The sequence below is a fragment of the Streptomyces sp. NPDC001843 genome (assembly GCF_042891955.1).
GTDB lineage: Bacteria > Actinomycetota > Actinomycetes > Streptomycetales > Streptomycetaceae > Streptomyces.
Genome location: NZ_JBIATQ010000001.1, coordinates 810,185 through 829,581 on the forward strand (window position 1 = coordinate 810,185; position 19,397 = coordinate 829,581).

Annotated in this window: 18 protein-coding genes; 10 read left to right on the forward strand and 8 right to left on the reverse strand. The window is 71.9% G+C overall.

From position 1 onward, the window contains the following. Positions 1–44 precede the first annotated feature (44 nt). Positions 45–281 (reverse strand): hypothetical protein, encoded by a 237-nt coding sequence (locus tag ACFYZQ_RS03795; protein ID WP_389141222.1) that lies wholly within the window; start codon positions 279–281, stop codon positions 45–47. Between the two features lie 43 nt (positions 282–324). Here ACFYZQ_RS03795 and ACFYZQ_RS03800 point away from each other — a divergent pair, with 43 nt between their 5' ends. Next, positions 325–552, forward strand: a complete 228-nt coding sequence (locus ACFYZQ_RS03800) for a hypothetical protein (protein WP_389141224.1) — start codon at positions 325–327, stop codon at positions 550–552. Positions 553–621: 69 nt separating this feature from the next. On the opposite strand, the gene ACFYZQ_RS03805 is transcribed toward ACFYZQ_RS03800, so the two are convergent. After that, positions 622–2,307 carry a hypothetical protein gene (locus tag ACFYZQ_RS03805; RefSeq protein ID WP_389141226.1) on the reverse strand — a complete coding sequence of 562 codons (1,686 nt, stop codon included), beginning with the start codon at positions 2,305–2,307 and terminating at the stop codon, positions 622–624. 955 nt (positions 2,308–3,262) lie between these two features. Between ACFYZQ_RS03805 and ACFYZQ_RS03810 the strand changes: the two genes are divergently transcribed. Both ACFYZQ_RS03810 and ACFYZQ_RS03815 read left to right on the forward strand, forming a co-directional pair. Then, positions 3,263–3,802 (forward strand): hypothetical protein, encoded by a 540-nt coding sequence (locus ACFYZQ_RS03810; protein WP_389141228.1) that lies wholly within the window; start codon positions 3,263–3,265, stop codon positions 3,800–3,802. Between the two features lie 144 nt (positions 3,803–3,946). Further along, a complete protein-coding gene (locus tag ACFYZQ_RS03815; RefSeq protein ID WP_389141230.1) occupies positions 3,947–4,573 on the forward strand; it encodes a class F sortase in 627 nt (208 codons plus the stop codon). A gap of 74 nt (positions 4,574–4,647) precedes the next feature. Here the strand turns inward: ACFYZQ_RS03815 and ACFYZQ_RS03820 are convergent, their stop codons facing one another. From ACFYZQ_RS03820 to ACFYZQ_RS03830, 3 genes are read right to left on the reverse strand one after another with little or no spacing between them, the layout of a single operon-like run. Then, positions 4,648–5,319, reverse strand: coding sequence for a response regulator transcription factor (locus ACFYZQ_RS03820; RefSeq protein WP_389141232.1), 672 nt, complete (start codon positions 5,317–5,319; stop codon positions 4,648–4,650). A gap of 40 nt (positions 5,320–5,359) precedes the next feature. Beyond that, complete coding sequence (locus tag ACFYZQ_RS03825; protein ID WP_389141234.1) at positions 5,360–6,652, reverse strand: sensor histidine kinase; 1,293 nt, start codon at positions 6,650–6,652, stop codon at positions 5,360–5,362. Between the two features lie 29 nt (positions 6,653–6,681). After that, the gene (locus ACFYZQ_RS03830) at positions 6,682–7,182 is read right to left on the reverse strand and encodes a hypothetical protein (protein WP_389141236.1); all 501 of its coding nucleotides are present in this window, start codon (positions 7,180–7,182) and stop codon (positions 6,682–6,684) included. Positions 7,183–7,432: 250 nt separating this feature from the next. Between ACFYZQ_RS03830 and ACFYZQ_RS03835 the strand changes: the two genes are divergently transcribed. Genes ACFYZQ_RS03835 through nirD form a run of 3 tightly spaced genes read left to right on the forward strand, consistent with a single transcriptional unit; the run spans position 7,433 to position 11,615 of the window. Then, on the forward strand, positions 7,433–8,650 hold the full coding sequence (locus ACFYZQ_RS03835; protein ID WP_389141238.1) for an NAD(P)/FAD-dependent oxidoreductase: 1,218 nt from the start codon (positions 7,433–7,435) through the stop codon (positions 8,648–8,650). Beyond that, positions 8,650–11,259: a nitrite reductase large subunit NirB gene (gene nirB, locus ACFYZQ_RS03840; protein ID WP_389141240.1), complete on the forward strand. Its 2,610-nt coding sequence runs from the start codon at positions 8,650–8,652 to the stop codon at positions 11,257–11,259. Before ACFYZQ_RS03835 ends, nirB begins: the two co-directional genes overlap by 1 nt. Beyond that, complete coding sequence (gene nirD, locus ACFYZQ_RS03845; protein ID WP_389141242.1) at positions 11,256–11,615, forward strand: nitrite reductase small subunit NirD; 360 nt, start codon at positions 11,256–11,258, stop codon at positions 11,613–11,615. The genes nirB and nirD overlap by 4 nt, the downstream gene beginning before the upstream one ends. A 9-nt stretch (positions 11,616–11,624) precedes the next feature. On the opposite strand, the gene ACFYZQ_RS03850 is transcribed toward nirD, so the two are convergent. Continuing rightward, the gene (locus ACFYZQ_RS03850; RefSeq protein WP_389141244.1) at positions 11,625–12,620 is read right to left on the reverse strand and encodes a DMT family transporter; all 996 of its coding nucleotides are present in this window, start codon (positions 12,618–12,620) and stop codon (positions 11,625–11,627) included. A gap of 80 nt (positions 12,621–12,700) precedes the next feature. Between ACFYZQ_RS03850 and ACFYZQ_RS03855 the strand changes: the two genes are divergently transcribed. Further along, a complete protein-coding gene (locus ACFYZQ_RS03855) occupies positions 12,701–13,561 on the forward strand; it encodes an AraC family transcriptional regulator (protein WP_389141246.1) in 861 nt (286 codons plus the stop codon). Between the two features lie 32 nt (positions 13,562–13,593). Then, positions 13,594–14,178, forward strand: coding sequence for a TetR/AcrR family transcriptional regulator (locus tag ACFYZQ_RS03860; RefSeq protein WP_389141248.1), 585 nt, complete (start codon positions 13,594–13,596; stop codon positions 14,176–14,178). Between the two features lie 41 nt (positions 14,179–14,219). Here ACFYZQ_RS03860 and ACFYZQ_RS03865 read toward each other — a convergent pair whose 3' ends face one another. Next, complete coding sequence (locus ACFYZQ_RS03865) at positions 14,220–15,143, reverse strand: oxidoreductase (RefSeq protein WP_389141249.1); 924 nt, start codon at positions 15,141–15,143, stop codon at positions 14,220–14,222. Positions 15,144–15,240: 97 nt separating this feature from the next. Between ACFYZQ_RS03865 and ACFYZQ_RS03870 the strand changes: the two genes are divergently transcribed. Next, positions 15,241–15,708 (forward strand): hypothetical protein, encoded by a 468-nt coding sequence (locus ACFYZQ_RS03870; RefSeq protein ID WP_389141251.1) that lies wholly within the window; start codon positions 15,241–15,243, stop codon positions 15,706–15,708. A 119-nt stretch (positions 15,709–15,827) separates the two neighbouring features. Further along, positions 15,828–16,358 carry a DUF4232 domain-containing protein gene (locus ACFYZQ_RS03875; RefSeq protein WP_389141253.1) on the forward strand — a complete coding sequence of 177 codons (531 nt, stop codon included), beginning with the start codon at positions 15,828–15,830 and terminating at the stop codon, positions 16,356–16,358. Positions 16,359–16,489: 131 nt separating this feature from the next. On the opposite strand, the gene ppdK is transcribed toward ACFYZQ_RS03875, so the two are convergent. After that, positions 16,490–19,210: a pyruvate, phosphate dikinase gene (gene ppdK, locus ACFYZQ_RS03880; RefSeq protein ID WP_389141255.1), complete on the reverse strand. Its 2,721-nt coding sequence runs from the start codon at positions 19,208–19,210 to the stop codon at positions 16,490–16,492. Between the last annotated feature and the right edge of the window lie 187 nt (positions 19,211–19,397).

Consider the following 19,397-nt stretch of genomic DNA (forward strand, 5'->3'; position numbering starts at 1 on the left):
GGTGCCTGGTCGGGCACCGGCCCTCTCAGGTGACGCTCCCCCGGTCAGGCGACCAGTTCCGGCTCCCGGGCGAGGGGCTCGGCCGGCTGCTCCGGCTTGGCGTCGCGCATCACCAGGGTGGCCAGGACCGCCGCCGCGAGCACGCCCGCCGCGCTGAGGGTGAAGGTGGTCGACACCGAGGCGGTGAAGGCCTCGCGGGCCGTGTGCAGGAGGGCAGGGTCGGCCGTCATGGACGCGCCGGCCATGGACTGGCGGGCCGCGGCGGGGGCGTCGGCGGGCATCCGGTTCGCGTAGCCGCTAGAGAGCAGGGAGCCGAGGATCGCGATGCCGAGGGCGGTGCCGGCCTGCGGCCCGTTCCGGGGAGACCGAGGCCGCCTTCGTCGCGCGGCTGCTGCCGCCGCCCAGCAGGCCGCGGCCGGACATGACCACCTCGCCGACTCCTCCGCCGCCGACGCCGCCTCGGCCCAGGATCCCGCCGAGATCCGCGAGGCCAAGTTCCGGTACGGGCTGGAGGTCGTCCTCGACGGGCTGGCGCTGCGGTTGCCGCGGTAGGGTCCGGATGCCGCCGCCCTCGTCACCGTCCTGTGCCTGGAGTCGTACGCGGAACCGTGGCAGCCGTGATCACGAACGCCACTCAGCGAGATCGCTCATGGCGGGAGTCCCACCGTCCGTGGCGGTGAACGACACATCCGGCGGCGTGAGCCCGGCGACATCCATCTCGTGCTCGCCCAGGAAGCCGACGACTGCCGCATGCACCTGCCGGAGCACCGGTGAGGCACCTCGCAGAATGTCGTCGGCGAAGGAGCCTTGAGTGAAGGGATGCTGGGCGGCCGCAGATCGCAGGCCGAAGGGCTCGGGCAGGACGAGGCGGCCTCCCAGCCAGTCCAGTAGACGCGCTGAGAGCAAGGAGAAGGGCGCGCGGGCCAGCAAGCGGACGAGTTCGGCGTCGTCAATGGGTGATTCCGTCTGCCAGTGGCGGGCAGCACGCAAGACCTGGCCCCAGACTCGCCGAGGGCTGCGATTGAGGACCGCGGAAAGCGGACCCAGCGCATACGCCCGGACGATCACGTGCAGCGTCGCCCCTTCGAGGACCGAGGAGACCAGGAACGTCGACAGGATCTGGCCGTCATGCAGGAACTGCTGGACACAGACGGCATGTCGAGGATCGCCGGGCACATGCCCCACCCCACAGATCGACCGCAGCGCGGATGCCGAGATCCCGTATCCGTCGTACTCGGGGCCGGTGGGGCGGGTGAGCGGACGCCCCTGAGGCGTTCCGGGAAACACCGCGACGTGCCGCACCACGGCCTCGGGCGCATCGCCGCCGCGGTCCTGCGGCGTTCCGAAGGACCGCTCCAAGGCCTCCGCGAAATCAAAGTTATGGAAAGCCATGCCAGACCGGCCTGGTGCAGGGACCAGTGGTGTCACCATCGTCCACTGGCCCCATTTGCGCCCGATCCCGAAAACCTGCTCCCTGCTGTCATCGCTCGCGAAGAGCATGTTGCCCCGCTGCTGGGCTTGCAGTTCGGCAATCCGACGGGAGCCGACCTGCTCGTGTCCGGCATCACCCGGGTTCAAAGCCCCAGGGTGATCGCCGAGAGCGGCTAGCGCCGAGGACCGGAGAGCATCTGCTGTACGGAGCGCAACATGCCTGCTCAGCAGCCAGCCGACGGCGGGAACCACGAGAGCGGCTGCGGCGTACCAGCAGACTGGTCCGGTTCGCCGAGTGGGGGCAGCGACGAGTAGGCAGGCCGCCGCAGCGACGAGGGTGAAGGGCAGCAGACGGCCCGCGATGGTGGCCCCCGCCCGGGAGAGGGCGCCGCGCAGGACGAGCCCGACGATCCAGACGAGCGCTCCGGGGAGGAAGGCCCAGCCGGTGATGAGCGCGAAGGCGGTCAGAATCCGGTCGCGTCGGCGGCGCAGGGCCGCGGCGTGGAGACTGTGATCGATGACGTCGTCGAGCCGCACACCGAACGACGGCACCAAAGGAGCCGCTTGTTCGGAGAAGATCCTGGTGAGAAACGCGCGGGTAAGAGCCTCCCCGAAGTCCGGTCGGAACAGGGTGAGTTTTCCCTGCGTTCGGACGGCCGACGGGAATGTCTCGTCGAGGCAGGTGAAGGGCAGCACGCGGTACGCACCCGAGGACAAGGCCGACGTCGCCGAAGGCAGTTCGTTCCTGACTTCGGTGTCCAGGCCCGCCACGTCTCCGACGGCGCCCGACATCTGGTGGCCGATGGCCCTGCTGCGTAAGGCCTTGTAGTCGTACACGGCGCGCAGGTACCGGTGGAACAGGCCGTCAGAGGACATCAGCCGTCCCACCGTCGGCTGGTCTCTGCGGGGGTGGGCTCAACGGCGGGGAGGACGCCGGAACCTGACTGCCGGTACCTGCGGCATGGGGGAAAGCGACTGGCGGGCTATTCAGCCCGGGAGTCGTGACTTGGGCGCCCGGTGCGTCGGACGGGGGCGCACCGGGGGGCACGCCATTGACGAGCTGCAACAGCAGGCTCGGGGCCGTGATGCCGACCACGAGGACAGCGTAAGTGCCGTCGACCTGTCCCGACCCGCCGAACAGTACTCCGGCAACGGCGCCGAGCATCACCTGCTGAACGGCTACCAGGAGATCGGACCGCTGGTACGACCCCCCGAGGAAGGCGGGCGGCGGCGAGGAGCCGGGGTCGACTGCGTGCGCCCTGCAGGCCTCGCGCCACGCCACGGTCTGCCGGTAGAGGTCGATGAGTGTCGCCAGTCCTCCGCCTGCAGCACCAAGGGTGGCGGCATGCCATAAATTCACCCGGCTCCCCCCGGACGGTGCCCATACCCACGACACGACGCCGATCAGTATTCCAATCTCGCGCGGAGGAATGAAAGTAGGCCCGAGCTGAGAAGGCCGCCGCCGGGCTTGCCGAAGTGATGTCGCAGATCGCGACTGCTGTGCGGCGTGCATCGGGGAGTCCCGCGGCGGCAGGTGTCGGGCGCCTGCCGCGTGCAGACGGGCCCGGCAGGAGGTGGAGTCGATGCCCACCGCACTCCGGTGCCGCCCCGCCCCTGACCGAGGAAGAACGTTCACCCGGCCCGCCCGGCCGTTCGGGTGCTCTTCCGCCGGGCCACTCGCCCGGCCTTGACCTGGTCGAACACCGTCTGACGGGCCGGGCGGGGACACCCGTTCATCCCATCCCCGGCATCCGCTCGACAAGCGCGCGCGGCGATGTGCCACTTACCTCGGAAGAGCACGTCAACGAGTCGGACGAGCTCGAGGAGCACCATGCGTCGCACCGCCCGTCTGCTGACCGGTACCGCGCTCGCCGTCACCGCCGCCGGTCTGGCCACCGCGCCCGCGCGCGCGGACGGCAGCGGCAGCGGCGGCCTGCAGGTGTCCCCGGCCGGCGTGGTACCCGGTGACACGGTCACGGTGAAGACGGCGGTCTGCCCGGGCAGGGGCACGGCGGCCGGTGACGCCACCGCGGTGGGCGCCGGGACGTTCACGCTGGCGCCCGGCGCGCACCAGGGTGAGGCATCCGGGGAGTTCCGGGTGCCGCCGAGCGCGCAGCCGGGGACGTACGAGATCGTCGCGCGGTGCGCGGAGGGCGACAAGCGGGTGACGGGCGACCTGGTGGTGACGTTGACGACGGCGGGGGCGGCGGCGCGCGAGCAGGTGGAGCCGCGCGGAAGTGTGAAGACGGGGGTCGGTGGCGCACTCGGGCCCGACCCCGTGCATACCACGGCGGGTGTGGCGGCTCTGGCCGTCGCCGCCGCGGGCGGTACCTGGCTCCTGCATCGCCGGGCGAGAGGCGACGGGATCTGACGGACACCCTCCGCTGTCCGTCCACTGGTACCGCAACTCCCGTCCCCTCCGGGTCCGATGCCCCTCGCGGCCCGGAGGGGAACGGGTTCAGCTCCACGAAGGGGCCCGGCCTTGGGAAGGGGCCCCGCTCCGGGAAGGGTTCGCATGCGCAGGATCGGTGACACCGCCATAGCCGCCGTCACCGTGGTCGCCCTGGGCTCCGGAGTGTGGCTGCTGGGCGGCGGCTCCGCGACGCACGCCCCGCCGCAGCCGTCCGCCGCCGAGGGCCGCCCCGAGCCGGCCGAGGAGCGGCTCGAGTCACCCGCGCTGGCGCCCTCGCCGCCCACCCGGATCCGTATCCCCGCGATCCGTGTGAACGCCCCGCTGATGGGGCTGGGCCTGACGAGTTCGGGCAGCCTGGACGTGCCGCCCGCGGGGAACAAGAACCTCGCCGGCTGGTACGAGGCGGGCATCACCCCGGGCGAGCGGGGCACCGCCATCGTCGCCGGGCACGTCGACAACACGGAGGGCCCCGCCGTCTTCTACGATCTCGGCGGTCTCCGGCGCGGCGCCGCGATCGAGGTCGACCGGCAGGACGGGAGCGTGGCGGTGTTCACCGTGGACGCGGTGGAGGTCTACTCGGCGCGCGACTTCCCCGACAAGAAGGTGTACGGCCCGGCGAAGCGCCCCGAACTACGGGTGATCACCTGCGGCGGGGGCTACTCCAAGCTGACCGGGTACCAGGGCAACGTGGTCGTGTTCGCCCATCTGACGGGGAGCCGGCAGGCGTGACGCCCGTCCGGCCGCCGGACGTGACGGACAGCTGTCAGTTCGCGGTGCGTATCGGTCAGGGCCTCGGGGAGCCGTCAGGACCGGGGCGTGGGCCCAGGCCCCCGTGCGCTCTCCAGATGACGCAGCACCGCCAGCACCCGCCGGTGTCCGGTCTCCGAGGGGGGCAGGCCGAGCTTGGCGAAGATGTTGGCGATGTGCTTCTCGACGGCGCGGTCGGAGACGGTGAAGGCGGCGGCGATGGCCTGGTTGGTGCGGCCCTCGGCCATCAGGGCGAGCACCTCGCGTTCGCGGCGCGTGAGCGTGTCGAGGGCCGTGGTCCGGCGGCTCGCGCCGAAGAGCTGGGCGACCACTTCGGGGTCGAGCGCGGTGCCACCGCCCGCGACCCGTTCCAGCGCGCCGACGAACTCGTCGATGTCGACGACTCGTTCCTTGAGCAGGTAGCCGAAACCCGCCGGATCGCCGAGCAGCCGGGTCGCGTACGTCGTCTCCACGTACTGGGAGAAGAGCAGGATGCCGGTGCCCGGGTGCTCGGCGCGCAGCCGGAGGGCGGCCCGAACCCCCTCGTCGGTCTGGGTGGGCGGCAGCCGGATGTCGATGACGGCGACGTCCGGGGCGTGCTCGGCGACGGCCGTCAGCAGCGCCTCGGCGTCCCTGACGGCCGCGGCGACCTCCACCTGGCGCAACCCGAGCAGTTGTACGAGCCCGTCACGCAGCAGGGCCGAGTCCTCGGCGATGACGACGCGCATGCCCCTCCTCTGGACCGGCCCCGGCGAAACGGTGTCGCCGTCACATGGGCAGTTCGACGGTGACCACCGTAGGCCCTCCGGGCGGGCTGTCACTGGTCAGCGCACCGTCGACGGTGCGGACGCGGGCCAGCAGACCGGTGAGGCCGGAGCCGCCGCCGATCACGGCGCCGCCGCGGCCGTCGTCGGTGACCCGCAGGCGGAGCAGCCTTCCGCGGGTGGTGACGTCGACGGTGACACCGCTCGCCCCGCTGTGCTTGACGGCGTTGGCGAGGAGTTCGGCGGCGCAGAAGTAGGCGATGGACTCGAGGGCGGGGCTGGGCCGGTCGTCGACGGCGGTGGTGAGGGTGACGGGCAGGACGCTGTCGGCGGCGAGGGTGGCGAGGGCAGCGGGCAGACCCTTGTCGAGCACGGGCGGGTGGATGCCCTTGACCAGGTGGCGGAGGTCGGCGATGGCCTGGGTGGCGTTGCCCTGTGCGGTGTCGACGACGGCCAGGACCCGGTCGGGGGCGGCGCCGGCGGCGATCAGTTCACGGATCACGGTGAGGTGCATGGCGAGGCCGACCAGACGGGCCTGGGTGCCGTCGTGCAGGTCGCGTTCGATACGGCGCAGGGTGGCGGCGGCGTCCTCGACGGCGTGTGCGCGGGTCTCCTCCAGAGTGCGGATGCGGCGGTCGGCGGCGTCGGGACCTAGCAGCGCGGCCAGCACGGCGCGGTGGGGTCGCAGGGCGTGCCGCAGGAGGTACGGGGCGACGGCCAGCAACAGCAGTCCCGCTGTGAACGGGATCAACCACAGCGGCCAGGTGTCGAGCTGGTGGCCGAAGAACTCCAGTGACACATGGCGTACCGTGCCGTCGGGCTCGTGAACCGTGTGCTGGTTCCAGCGGGCGACCAGCGGGTGCAGGGCGAACAGGGTGCCGTAGACGTATCCGACGCAGGCGGCCACGTACGCCAGAACCGCTGTGAAGGGAGTCAACACGGCACAGCCGACGGCCCGCCACCCCGCCCGGTCCCGCAGTACGGCCCGCCGCCACGCCGGCGCCCCTTCCCCCGCGGGCAGCACCGGCGCCTCGATCTCCACCGCCAGCAGCCACCGGGCCAGCGTCCGTTGCAGCGCTCCCAGTGCCAGAGCCCCGCGCACCGTCCCCGCCACCAGCCACAGTCCGAGCGTCGTCACCGACAGCAGCCCGCCGAACAGCAGCCCGACCAGGGTCAGCCAGCACCCGACGAGCGCGAGCGGGAAGGAGAGGATCGCGTACAGCAGCGCGGCCAGGGCGCGCGGGCCGAAGGTGGCGACGGCGCGGGAACGGAGGCGCTCGGGCATCGGCTCGGGCATGGGGCCAACCTAGGGGAGGAGTGACTTGCCTAGGGGAGGAGCGACTTGGCGACGCGGATCTGGAGAGCGGCCAGGCCCCGCCCCAGCCACGGCATCAGCAGCCCGAACCCGACACCCCCGATGACCGCGTGGAACGCCCACGCCCCGGCGAAGGTCGGTCCGCCCCAGGCGTCGGAGTAGTCCGAGCCGGCGCGCAGCGGCCAGCCGAGGTTCATGGGGACCAGCGACCAGCCGTACACCGTGACGAACGCGGCGAGGAGGTTGAGCGGTGTCGCGGCCAGCGCGTGCAGCAGCCCGCCGGTCCGGGTGGCCGGGGGCAGGTCGGTGCCCAGGAAGCGCCGCACCAGCGCCCGCTGCCACCGTCCCGTCGGGGCTCCCAGCAGCGCCAGCGGGACGCACACCACACCGACCGGCGGGGCGAGCAGCGCGTAGCCGGCCCGCCGCCAGGTGCCGGCCGTGAAGGGCTCGCGGACGATCCGCCGGACCAGTACGGCCGTGTCCCGGCTGATGAGGGTCGAGGTGCTGTCCATGTGCTTCCCCCTGACGGTGAGCTGCGGTGATCCGGTCCCTCCAGGCTGCCGCCCGCGTCCGTCGTGCACGATGGTGCCTGCACGGAACCCGACGGTTCGGTCAGCCCCACCTTCCGCCCCACCTCACAATCCCTCCCCGGGCCTCCGCCAAGGCCCTCACACCCCCTCCCCGCCCTCGCTGAGGGCAGCGTTCCTCACGGGAAACAGGTGCGATGCGGCCGGGTAACGTCCACACCGCACGCTCGACCACATGACCTCGAATACGCGTGTGGTGGTGATCGGCGCCGGCCTCGCGGGCGTACGGCTCGCCCGGCGGCTCGGTGAGCTCGGCACGCCCGCGCTGCTGGTCGGCGAGGAGGAGCACCGCCCGTACAACCGGGTGCTGCTCGCCGAGGTGCTGGCCGGCCGTTACGCCCCCGAGGTGATCGCGCTCCCGGCGCCCGACGGCATGGTGCGCACCCGGGTCGTCGGCATCGACCGCGCGGCGCGTCGGCTGCGGTGCGCGGACGGCTCGGTGATCGCCTACGGCACGCTGGTCCTGGCCACCGGCTCCAACCCCGTACTCCCGCCGCTGCGCGGCCTGTTCACCCCGGACCACGAACCCCCCGAGGGCGTGCACGCGTTCCGCACCATGGACGACTGCCTGGCCCTGTCCAAGGCGGTCCGGCCGGGTGTGCGGGCGGTCGTCGTCGGGGGCGGGCTGCTCGGGGTGTCCGCCGCGCGGGCCCTGGCGGTGCGCGGCGCGCAGGTCGTCCTCGCCCAGCAGGGCGAGCGGCTGATGGAGCGCCAGCTCGACCCGACCGCCTCCAAGCTCGTCCGGCGCCATCTGGAGGACCTTGGTGTCGAGGTGCACACCGAGTGCCGGGTGCGGGACGTGCGCTCGGTCGCCGGCGCGGTCCGCTCGGTGGAGATGGCCGACGGCTACGCCCTCGGCGCCGACCTCGTGGTCCTGGCCTGCGGGGTGCACCCGCGCACCGGTCTCGCCGAGGACGCCGGACTCGCCGTCCACAAGGGCATCCTGGTCGACGACGAACTGCGCACCTCGGACCCGCACATCCACGCGGTCGGCGACTGCGCGCAGCACGACGGCACGGTGTACGGCCTCGCCACGCCCGCCCTGGAACAGGCCGAGGCGCTGGCCGAGTTGCTCGCCGGGCGCACCGACGCCCGCTACACCGGCACCCGTTCCCTGACCCGGCTGACCCTGACCGGCCCGGACTCCCCCTTCGACCTCGCCGCCTTCGGGGAGCCCGAGCCGCTCCCCGGCGACGACGTCGTGCAGCTCGCCGACGCGACCCGGGGCACCTACCGCAAGGTCGTCGTCCGCGACGACCGCCTGGTCGGCGGGGTCCTGGTCGGCGAACTCGGCACCGTCGGCGCGCTCGCCCGCGCCTGGGAGGGAGCAGAGCCGCTCCCCACGGACGGCGGCCCCCTGCTCCACCTGCTCACCAACGATGGAGGCTCCTGATGACCGCCACCCCGGGGGCGAACCCCACGATCGTGCTCGTCGGCCACGGCATGGTCGGCCAGCGCTTCCTCGAAGCGCTCGCCGAGCGCGGCCTGACCGCCACGCACCGAGTGGTAGTGCTCTGCGAGGAGCCCCGTCCGGCGTACGACCGCGTACAGCTCACCTCGTACTTCTCGGGGAAGACGCCCGAGGAACTGTCCATGACGGACATGGAGTTCATCAACGACCACGGTATCGAGCTGTACGTGGGCGACCCCGCGGAGTCCATCGACCGGGAGGCGATGAAGGTCACGGCCAGGTCCGGTCGGGTCTTCGCGTACGACACCCTAGTGCTCGCCACCGGCTCCTACCCCTTCGTGCCGCCGGTCCCGAACAAGGACGCCGAGGGCTGTTTCGTCTACCGCACGATCGAGGACCTGCTCGCGATCGAGGCGTACGCGAAGAAGAGGGCCCAGGTGGGCGCCGTGGTCGGCGGTGGTCTGCTCGGTCTCGAGGCGGCCGGTGCGCTGAAGGGTCTCGGACTCACCTCCCACATCGTGGAGTTCGCGCCGCGCCTGATGCCCGTCCAGGTCGACGACGGCGGTGGCGCCGCGCTGCTGCGCACCATCGAGGACATGGGCCTGACCGTGCACACCGGGGTGGGCACGCAGGAGATCGTCGTCGACGACTCCGGTGCGGTCACCGGCATGAAGCTGTCCGACGGTTCCGAACTCGCTGCCGACATGGTGGTGTTCAGCGCCGGAGTCCGCCCCCGCGACCAGCTGGCCCGCGACTGCGGACTGGCGGTCGGCGAGCGTGGCGGCATCACGGTGGACGAGCAGTGCCGTACGGTCTCCGACCCGCACGTGTTCGCGATCGGCGAGTGCGCGCTGGCCTCCGACGGCCGGGTGTACGGCCTGGTGGCGCCGGGGTACGAGCAGGCCGAGACGGCTGCTGCGACCATCGCCGAGGACGAGGCGGCGTTCACCGGCGCCGACCTGTCCACCAAGCTGAAGCTGCTCGGTGTGGACGTGGCCTCCTTCGGTGACGCGCACGGCAGCACCGAGGACTGCCTGGACGTCGTCTACTCCGACTCCCGGGCCGGCCTGTACAAGAAGCTGGTCATCGGCCGGGACGGCACGCTGCTCGGCGGCATCCTGGTCGGTGACGCGGACGCGTACGGCACGCTGCGCGCGCTGACCGGATCGGTGCCGCCGATCGCGCCGGAGTCCCTGGTACTGCCCGCCGGCTCAGGCGGCGGCGCCCAACTCGGCCCGTCCGCCCTCCCGGACGAGGCGGTCGTCTGCTCCTGCCACAACGTCAGCAAGGGCACGATCCGCGGCGCGGTCACCGAGCACCGGTGCACCACCGTGCCCGAGGTGAAGAAGTGCACCAAGGCCGGCACAGGCTGCGGCAGTTGCGTGAAGGTGCTGGGCCAGCTCGTCACCGCCGAGCTGGAGGCGAGCGGCGTCGAGGTCGACAAGGGCCTGTGCGGCTGCTTCTCCCAGACCCGCGAGGAGCTGTACGAGATCGTCCTCGCCCTGCGCGTCACCTCGTACCAGGACCTGCTCGACCGGTACGGCCGTGACGGCGCCCGCGGCGGTGACGGCTGCGAGGTGTGCAAGCCGGCGGTGGCCTCGATCATCGCCTCCCTCGCCCCGGCGATCGGCGCGAGCGGCTACGTCCTGGACGGCGAGCAGGCGGCCCTGCAGGACAGCAACGACCACTTCCTCGCCAACCTGCAGAAGAACGGCTCGTACTCGGTCGTGCCGCGCATCCCCGGCGGTGAGATCGCCCCGGAGAAGCTGATCGTGATCGGTGAGATCGCGCGGGACTTCGGCCTCTACACGAAGATCACCGGCGGTCAGCGGATCGACATGTTCGGCGCCCGCGTCGAGCAGCTCCCGCTGATCTGGGCGCGGCTGGTGGACGCCGGTTTCGAGTCGGGCCACGCCTACGGCAAGTCACTGCGCACGGTGAAGTCCTGCGTGGGGCAGACCTGGTGCCGCTACGGCGTGCAGGACTCGGTCCGGATGGCGATCGACCTGGAGCTGCGCTACCGGGGGCTGCGCTCCCCGCACAAGCTGAAGTCCGCCGTGTCGGGTTGCGCCCGCGAGTGCGCGGAGGCCCAGTCGAAGGACTTCGGCGTGATCGCCACCTCCAACGGCTGGAACCTGTACGTCGGCGGCAACGGCGGCGCGACCCCGCGCCACGCGGACCTGCTGGCCCAGGACCTGTCCGACGCCGAACTGGTCCGTCTGATCGACCGGTTCCTGATGTTCTACATCCGCACCGCCGACCGCCTGGAACGCACCTCGACCTGGCTGGAGCGGATCCCGGGCGGCCTGGACCACGTACGGGACGTGGTGGTGCACGACTCGCTCGGCATCTGCGCGGAACTGGAGGCGCTGATGGCCGCGCACGTCGGCAACTACCGCGACGAGTGGGCCGAGACCATCAACGACCCCGAGAAGCTGGCCCGGTTCGTGTCCTTCGTGAACGCCCCGGACACCCCCGACCCGGTCGTCGGCTTCGTCCCCGAACGTGACCAGATGAAGCCCGACCTGCCGCTGCTCTCCATCGGCATGCGCCCCACCGAAGACATTCTGGAAGGAAGCGCCCAGCGATGACCCTGGCACCCGAGACCACCGACCTGAAGGTCCAGCTCCAGCTCGACGCCGAGACCGACGAGTGGTTCACGGTCTGCGACCTCAACACGCTGACCCCCGGCCGCGGTGTGGCAGCGCTGCTGCCGGACGGCCGCCAGGTCGCCCTGTTCCGTGACCGGAACGGCCAGTTGTACGGCATCGACAACCGCGACCCGTTCGTCGGCGCGGCGGTCCTCTCCCGCGGGCTGACCGGCACCGACCGGGGCCGGCCGTTCGTCGCCTCGCCCCTGCTGAAGCAGCGGTTCGACCTGATCACCGGGCAGTGCCTGGACGACGAGTCGGTGACGGTCGCCGCGTACGAGGTGCGTGCCCACTGACGTTCACGCTCATGTCCTGGCCGTCGCGCGCCGCCCGCGCGCGGCGGCCAGGGCCGCTCCCGCCACCAGGATCCCGGCGCCCGCCGACTGGGTGCCCGTGAAGGACTCCCCGAGGAAGACGGCGGCGCACAGCGTGCCGACGGCGGGTACGAGGAACATCATCAGCGAGGCGGACGCCGGGCCGACCGCCTTGACGCCCCGGTAGTAGAGCAGGTTGGCGAGGGCCGCCGGGCCGAGGGCCAGCAAGACGACGTTCAGCCATGTGCCGGGGCCGGTCGCGGACCAGTGGGTGCCGGCCCAGTCGGGGGCGGAGTACACCCCGAGCAGCAGCGCACCGGACACGGTCGCGTACGTGGTCGCCCGCAGCGGCTCGATGCCCGCCAGGACCCGCGGCCCCAGCAGGGTGAACGCCGCCCAGCAGGCCGCCGCCGCGAGGAACAGCAGGTCACCGGCGAGCCGGCCCGATCCGCCGCCTGCCGCGCCGCCCGCGCCTCCCGCGCCGAGGAAGAACACCGCCGCGCCCGCGAGCCCCAGCGCGAGTCCGGCCACCCGTCCCGCGGACGCCGTCTCCCGTCCGGTCAGCAGCACGACGGCCGAGGTGAGCACCGGGCTCAGCACGGGGATGATCAGGCTGCCGTCCATGGCGGGCGCCAGGGACAGGCCCCAGAAGAAGCAGATGTTGTAGAGGAAGACGCCGAGCACCCCGGCGAGCGCGGCCCGCCCGCGCTCCCGCCATCCTGGCCGCGTCCGCCGGTCGCCGGACAGCCTGAGGGCGACCAGCAGGGCCAGCGCGCCGCCGCCGAACCGGAGGAACGCGGCGACGGAGTGCGGGACCTGGCCGACGACGACCTTGGAGGAGGCGAAGGCACAGCCCCACAGCACCATGGTGACGGTGAGCAGGAGATGCGCCGGGGGGCCGTCGGAGCCGGCCCGTGCCGCCACGTCGGATGCCGCTGCGGTGGACCCGTACTCGGACTCGTACTCGGACTCGGACTCGGTGCTCATGGGCCGAGCCTGCCGACCGCCCCGGACGCCGGTCTTGAACGCTCGTGCGGGCCCCGGACACGGCGTCGCACAATGGGCGCATGCACGGCGAGGCATGGACCCGGTACTGGCGTGATCCCGAGCGTCCGCTGGAGGCGATGCACGCCCACTTCTACGAGCACGTCTACGCCCCGCACCGCCATGACACGTACTCCTTCGGCTTCACCGAGGAGGGCGCCCAGCGCTTCCACTGCCGGGGGGCCTCACACGTCAGCGGCGCCGGCATGGTGATGGCGTTCAACCCGGACGAGCCGCACGACGGGCGGTCCTCCTCCGACCTCGGCTACCAGTACCGGATCGTGCACATCGGCCCCGGCCTGGTCCGCGCGGTCCTCGCCGACGCGGCGGCCGGCGGCGGGCGGCCCGCGCCGCTGCCCCTCTTCGCCGAGCCGGCCTTCCACGACCAGGTGCTCAGCCGCGCCCTGACCCGGCTGCACGCCGCCCTCACCTGCGGCGCGGAGGAGCTGGTGCGCGAGGAGCGCCTGATCGCGGCGGTCACGGCGATGGCGGCCCGGGGCGCGACCCGCCCGCCCCGCGTCCGTACGCTGCCCGGCGGGGGCGGACAGAACCGGGCCGTGCTCCGGGCCCGGGACGTGCTGCGGGAGCGCTTCGCCGAGCAGGTGACCGCGCGGGACCTGGCGGACGCGGCCGGTGTGAGCCGTTTCGCGCTGTACCGGGCGTTCCGCGAGGAGTACGGCATGGCACCCAGCGACTACCAGCGGCACCTGCGACTCAGCCGGGCCCGGCAGCTGCTCGCGTCCGGCCGTCCGGCCGCCCTGGCCGCGGCGGAGGCGGGCTTCGCGGACCAGAGTCATCTGCACCGCTGGTTCGTGCGCAGCTACGGGGTGACGCCGGGGGTGTTCCAGCGGGCGGGCCGCATCGGGCGGGCCGACGCTGATTGACCGGTCGTTCTGGAAACCCTAGGGTGCGCTGCATGGCGAGGACCAAGGAGTTCGATCCGGACACCGCGCTGCAGTCGGCCCTGGAGCTGTTCTGGCAGCGGGGGTACGAGGCGACGTCGATGTCCGACCTGGTGGAGCACCTGGGCATCGGACGGGCCAGTATCTACGCGACCTTCGGCAACAAGCACGAGCTGTATCTGAAGGCGCTGGAGCGCTATCAGCAGGGCTGTGACGGACCACTGCTGCGGGAGCTGTCGCAGCCGGGCCCGGCGCTGCCCGCCGTGCGGACCGTCGTACGGCGTTTCGCGGCGGAGGCGGCTGCCGAGGAGCGACGGCTGCGCGGCTGCTTCGTCACCAACACGGCGGCCGAACTGGCCCCGCACGACCCGGCGGCGGCCCGCCGGGTGGAGCACGGCTGGGACCAGCTGGAGACCCTGTTGCGCTCGGCGCTGGTGCGCGCCCAGGCGCAGGGCGAACTGGCCGCCGACCGCGATCCGCTCGCCCTCTCCCGGATGCTGCTGGTGCTGATGCAGGGCCTGCGGGTGGTCGGCAAGGCGTCGGCGGACCCGGCCCGGGTCCGGGACGCGGCTGAGCAGGCGCTGACCCTGCTCGACTGAGACGCCGGTACTGGACCGATCGGTCAGGAAAAGGAGTGTCGCTACTTCAGCGCGTCGTACGTGACACCCGTCAGCCGCTCGGACTCCGTCCAGAGCCGCTCCCCCATCGCGTCGTTGAGCGTCCACGGCGCTCGCCATGACAGTGCCGGTGCGCCCCGCCACATCGCGAAGGACGGGCCGAGGAAGGCGTCGGGCGGTACGTCGGGGGCGGTCGCCGCGTACAGCGTCGGCAGGGCCCCCGCCTCGGCCGACTGGGCGACGACCCGGTTGCCGAGCTCCACGAGCCGCTCGGCGGCCCGGCGGCCCTCGGCCCGGACACCGGCGGTCTGGAGGTTGGTGGCGGCGTAGCCGGGATGGGCCGCGACGGCCACCACATGCGCCCGGCGGACCGAAAGCCGGCGGGCCAGCTCGTGGGTGAAGAGCAGGTTGGCGGTCTTGGACCGGGCGTAGGCGATCCAACGCCGGTACCGGCGCTCACCGTTCAGGTCCGAGGGGTCGATGTTGGCCAGTGCGTGCATTCCGCTGGACACGGTCACGATCCGGGCGCCGGGCGTGGCGAGCAGGGTGGGCAGCAGCAGGCCGGTGAGGGCGAAGTGGCCCAGATGGTTGACGCCGAACTGGGTCTCGAAGCCGTCGGCCGTCGTCCCGTACGGGAGCGCCATCACGCCGGCGTTGTTGACGAGCAGGTCGATCCGCTCGTACGGCAGCCGGTCAGCGAACTCCCGCACGGACGCCAGGTCGCCGAGGTCGAGCCGCACGAACTCGGCGTGCGCCTGCGGCACCTCGGCCACGATCCGGTCGGCCGCCGCGTTCCCCCGCGCCTCGCTCCGGCAGGCGAGCACCACCCGCGCGCCCCGGCGCGCAAGCTCCCGCGCGGTGACGTACCCGATGCCGCTGTTGGCGCCGGTGACGACGGCGGTGCGGCCGGTCTGGTCGGGGATACGGTCGGCAGTCCAGGCGGGCATGATCGGGTCCTTACGTGGTGCGGAGTGCCGGAAACCTCTGGCCCCAAGCATGTCCCCTCGGGGATCATGCGGTCCATGACCACACTCCGAAAGGCCGGTGCCGCGTAACCGCCCCGGCGCCCTGCGCGCCGCCCTCCGGTCCCAGCGCCCCCGCTACCGGGACGAGCCCCCACCGCCCCGCATCCACGGCCTGTCGGCCCGCACCAGCCTCGCCGTCCACCACGCTGAGCGCCACTCCCCGGACTACTGGTACGGGCGCGGCTCGACCGACACCGCCCTGCGGAACTACCGGGCGTTCCTCCACTCACCGGGCCCCCGGCCCCGCTACCCCCGCAATTCCTTCTGCCCCGCCTGCCCCGGCTGTGCCCTGGACGACGTACGAGAGGCCCGCGACGCCCTGGCGGACATCCTGCCCCGACTCCCTCCCCGAGCCCGGGCCGAACTACGGCGCACGGTGACCCCACTGGACCGCCGCTACCTGCTGCTCACCCTCCCCGATCCGCTGGCGGAACGGGAAACACCCTGGTGGCACCGGCGTCTGGCCGACGGGGTGGAGGGGTGGTGACCCCGGGCATCAGGGAGCGGGGTGCGGTGCTCCGCGGCGAGGTACAACCATTTCCGCCGCAGCCGCGTCCAACATACCGACCCAATCCACCCATTCGCCCAGATGGAGGCGGATGCGCCATGGCTCTGCACTCTTCCCACCTCTCCCGGCGCGGCATCGCCGTCTCTCTGACCACTGTCCTCGCGGCCGCGGGGGTCACATGGGGCGTGACGACGGCGGCTCAGGCGCAGCAGGCGTCGAGCAGCACGCGTACCTGCACCGTGAGCGACCTGTACCTCTCGATGGGCCGCAAGGAGGGCGCGGCGGGCTCGCTCTACTGGCCGGTTCGGTTCACCAACACCAGCACCACCAGTTGCGCCCTCCGCGGCTACCCGGGCGTCAGTGTCCTCGACTCCGCGCACCGGCAGATCGGGCCGGCCGCCACCCACAGCGGCTCGTCGTACTCCACGGTCACCCTCGCCCCCGCCCACTCCGCGTCGGCGGTCGTCCGCACCACCAACGGTCCCGTCGGCGGGCCGTGCCTGCGTACCGGCAGTTATCTCAGGGTCTATCCGCCGGCCTCGACCAAGGCGGTCCTCGTTCCGGCCGGCTGGAAGACCTGTTCCGGCGTCTTCCAGGTGGGGCCGGTCAACACCGCCGGCACGTTCTGACGCCTTCTGGGCGGACCGAAGGGACGGCACCCCCGCACAGGGTGCCGTCCCTTCGGTTTTTCGTGCTCCGGAGCCGCCGCCGATCGGTGAGGGTCGGGTGACAAGCGGCGGCTCCGGGGTCTTCGCGGGGGTCAGCGGTGGTCGCTGCCCGCCGACTGGGTGGCCGCGCGGCCCGCCTCGAGGCGGGCGACCGGGATGCGGAACGGAGAGCAGGAGACGTAGTCGAGCCCGGCCTCGTGGAAGAAGTGGACGGACTCGGGGTCGCCGCCGTGCTCACCGCAGACGCCGAGCTTCAGGTCGGGTCGGGTCTCGCGGCCGGCCTTCGCCGCGGCCTTGACCAGGGAGCCGACGCCGTCCTTGTCGATCGTCTCGAACGGCGACACCCCGAAGATGCCCTTCTCCAGGTAAGCCGTGAAGAACGAGGCCTCGACGTCGTCCCGGCTGAAGCCCCACACCGTCTGGGTGAGGTCGTTCGTGCCGAAGGAGAAGAACTCCGCCGCCTCGGCGATCTGGCCGGCGGTCAGCGCGGCCCGCGGCAGCTCGATCATCGTGCCGATCGCCAGCTTCAGCCGGGTGCCCGTGGCGGCCTCGACCTCGGCGACGACCCGGTCGGCCTCCTCCCGGACGATCTCCAGCTCTTGGACGGTGCCGACGAGCGGAATCATGATCTCTGCGCGTGGGTCGCCCTTGGCGTTCATGCGCTCGGCCGCGGCCTCGGCGATCGCCCGGACCTGCATCGTGAACAGGCCCGGGATGACCAGGCCGAGCCGGACACCGCGCAGACCCAGCATCGGGTTCTGCTCGTGCAGCCGGTGGACAGCCTGGAGCAGGCGCAGCTCGTTCTCGTGCGGCTCCTGCCGGGACTCGGCGAGGGCCACGCGGACCGAGAGCTCCGTGATGTCGGGGAGGAACTCGTGCAGCGGCGGGTCCAGGAGGCGGATCGTCACCGGCAGGCCGTCCATCGCCGAGAACAGCTCCACGAAGTCCTGCTTCTGCATCGGGAGCAGCGCCTTCAGGCTCTCCTCGCGCTCTTCCTGCGTGTCGGCCAGGATGAGGCGCTCGACCAGCTCCCGGCGGTCACCGAGGAACATGTGCTCCGTACGGCACAGGCCGATGCCCTGCGCTCCGAAGCGACGGGCGCGCAGCGCGTCCTCGGCGTTGTCCGCGTTGGCGCGCACCCGCAGCCGGCGCTTGCGGTCGGCGAAGGCCATGATCCGGTGCACGGCCTCGACGAGTTCGTCGGCGTCGTGGGCGCCCGCGTGCATCCGGCCCTCGAAGTACTCCACGACCGGGGAGGGCACCACCGGGACCTCGCCCAGGTAGACCTTGCCGCTGGAGCCGTCGATGGAGATCACGTCGCCCTCCTCGACGACGTGCCCGCCCGGTACCGTCATCCGGCGCCGCTTGGTGTCGACCTCCAGGTCCTCTGCGCCGCAGACACAGGTCTTGCCCATGCCGCGCGCGACGACGGCCGCGTGGGAGGTCTTGCCGCCGCGGGAGGTGAGGATGCCCTCGGCCGCGATCATGCCGTCGAGGTCGTCGGGGTTGGTCTCGCGGCGGACCAGGATGACCTTCTCCCCGGAGCGGGACCACTTGACGGCGGTGTAGGAGTCGAAGACCGCCTTGCCGACCGCCGCGCCCGGCGAGGCGGCGATGCCCCGGCCGACCTGCTCGGCCTTGGCGTGCTCGTCGAAGCGGGGGAACATCAGCTGGGCGAGCTGGGCGCCGTTGACCCGCTGCAGCGCCTCGGTCTCGTCGATCAGGCCCTGGTCCACCAACTGGGTGGCGATGCGGAAGGCGGCACCGGCGGTGCGCTTGCCGACGCGGGTCTGCAGCATCCACAGCTGGCCGCGCTCGATGGTGAACTCGATGTCGCAGAGATCCTTGTAGTGGTTCTCCAGGGTCTCCATGATCTGCATGAGCTGGTCGTACGACTTCTTGTCGATCTGCTCCAGCTCGGCCAGCGGGACCGTGTTGCGGATGCCCGCGACCACGTCCTCGCCCTGCGCGTTCTGCAGGTAGTCGCCGTAGACGCCCTGGTGGCCGGAGGCCGGGTCGCGGGTGAAGGCGACGCCGGTGCCGGAGTCGGGGCCCAGGTTGCCGAAGACCATGGAGCAGACGTTGACGGCCGTGCCGAGGTCGTGCGGGATGCGCTCCTGGCGGCGGTAGAGCTTGGCGCGGTCGCCGTTCCAGGAGTCGAAGACCGCCTTGATGGCGAGGTCCATCTGCTCGCGCGGGTCCTGCGGGAAGTCCCGGTCGGCCTCCTTCTTGACGATCTTCTTGAAGGTGGTGACCAGCTTCTTCAGGTCCGCGGCCTCCAGTTCGGTGTCGACCGTGACCTTCTTGGCGGCCTTGGCCTTGTCGAGGGCCTCCTCGAAGAGGTCGCCGTCGACTCCGAGGACGGTCTTGCCGAACATCTGGATGAGGCGGCGGTAGGAGTCCCAGGCGAAGCGCTCGTCGCCGGCCTGCTTGGCCAGGCCCTGCACCGACTTGTCGGACAGGCCGATGTTCAGGACGGTGTCCATCATGCCGGGCATGGAGAACTTGGCGCCGGAGCGGACGGAGACTAGGAGGGGGTCGTCGGCCTGGCCGAGCTTCTTGCCCATCTTCTGCTCGAGGGCGTCGAGGTGCGCACTCACCTCGTCACGCAGGTCCGCCGGCTCCTCGCCGCTGTCGAGGTAGACCTTGCAGGCCTCGGTGGTGATGGTGAAGCCGGGCGGGACGGGAAGACCCAGGTTGGTCATCTCGGCGAGGTTCGCGCCCTTGCCACCGAGCAGGTCCTTGAGGTCCTTGTTGCCCTCGGTGAAGTCGTAGACGAACTTCGCTACGCGGGGTTCTTTGTTTTCCGACACGGGTCTCGACTCCTTGAGGCCGCGGTGGCTGCCCTGACGGCGAGGAACATACCCAGATCGAAGGTGCCTGGGTACGTCCACTTGCGTGTCATGCGCCCGTAACCAGTCGTCCGCCAGCGGATCGAAAGTCAAAGCTTGGCAAGTGGTGACGGGCCCGTGTTTTCACTTCTTGAACACGCAAGTGGCC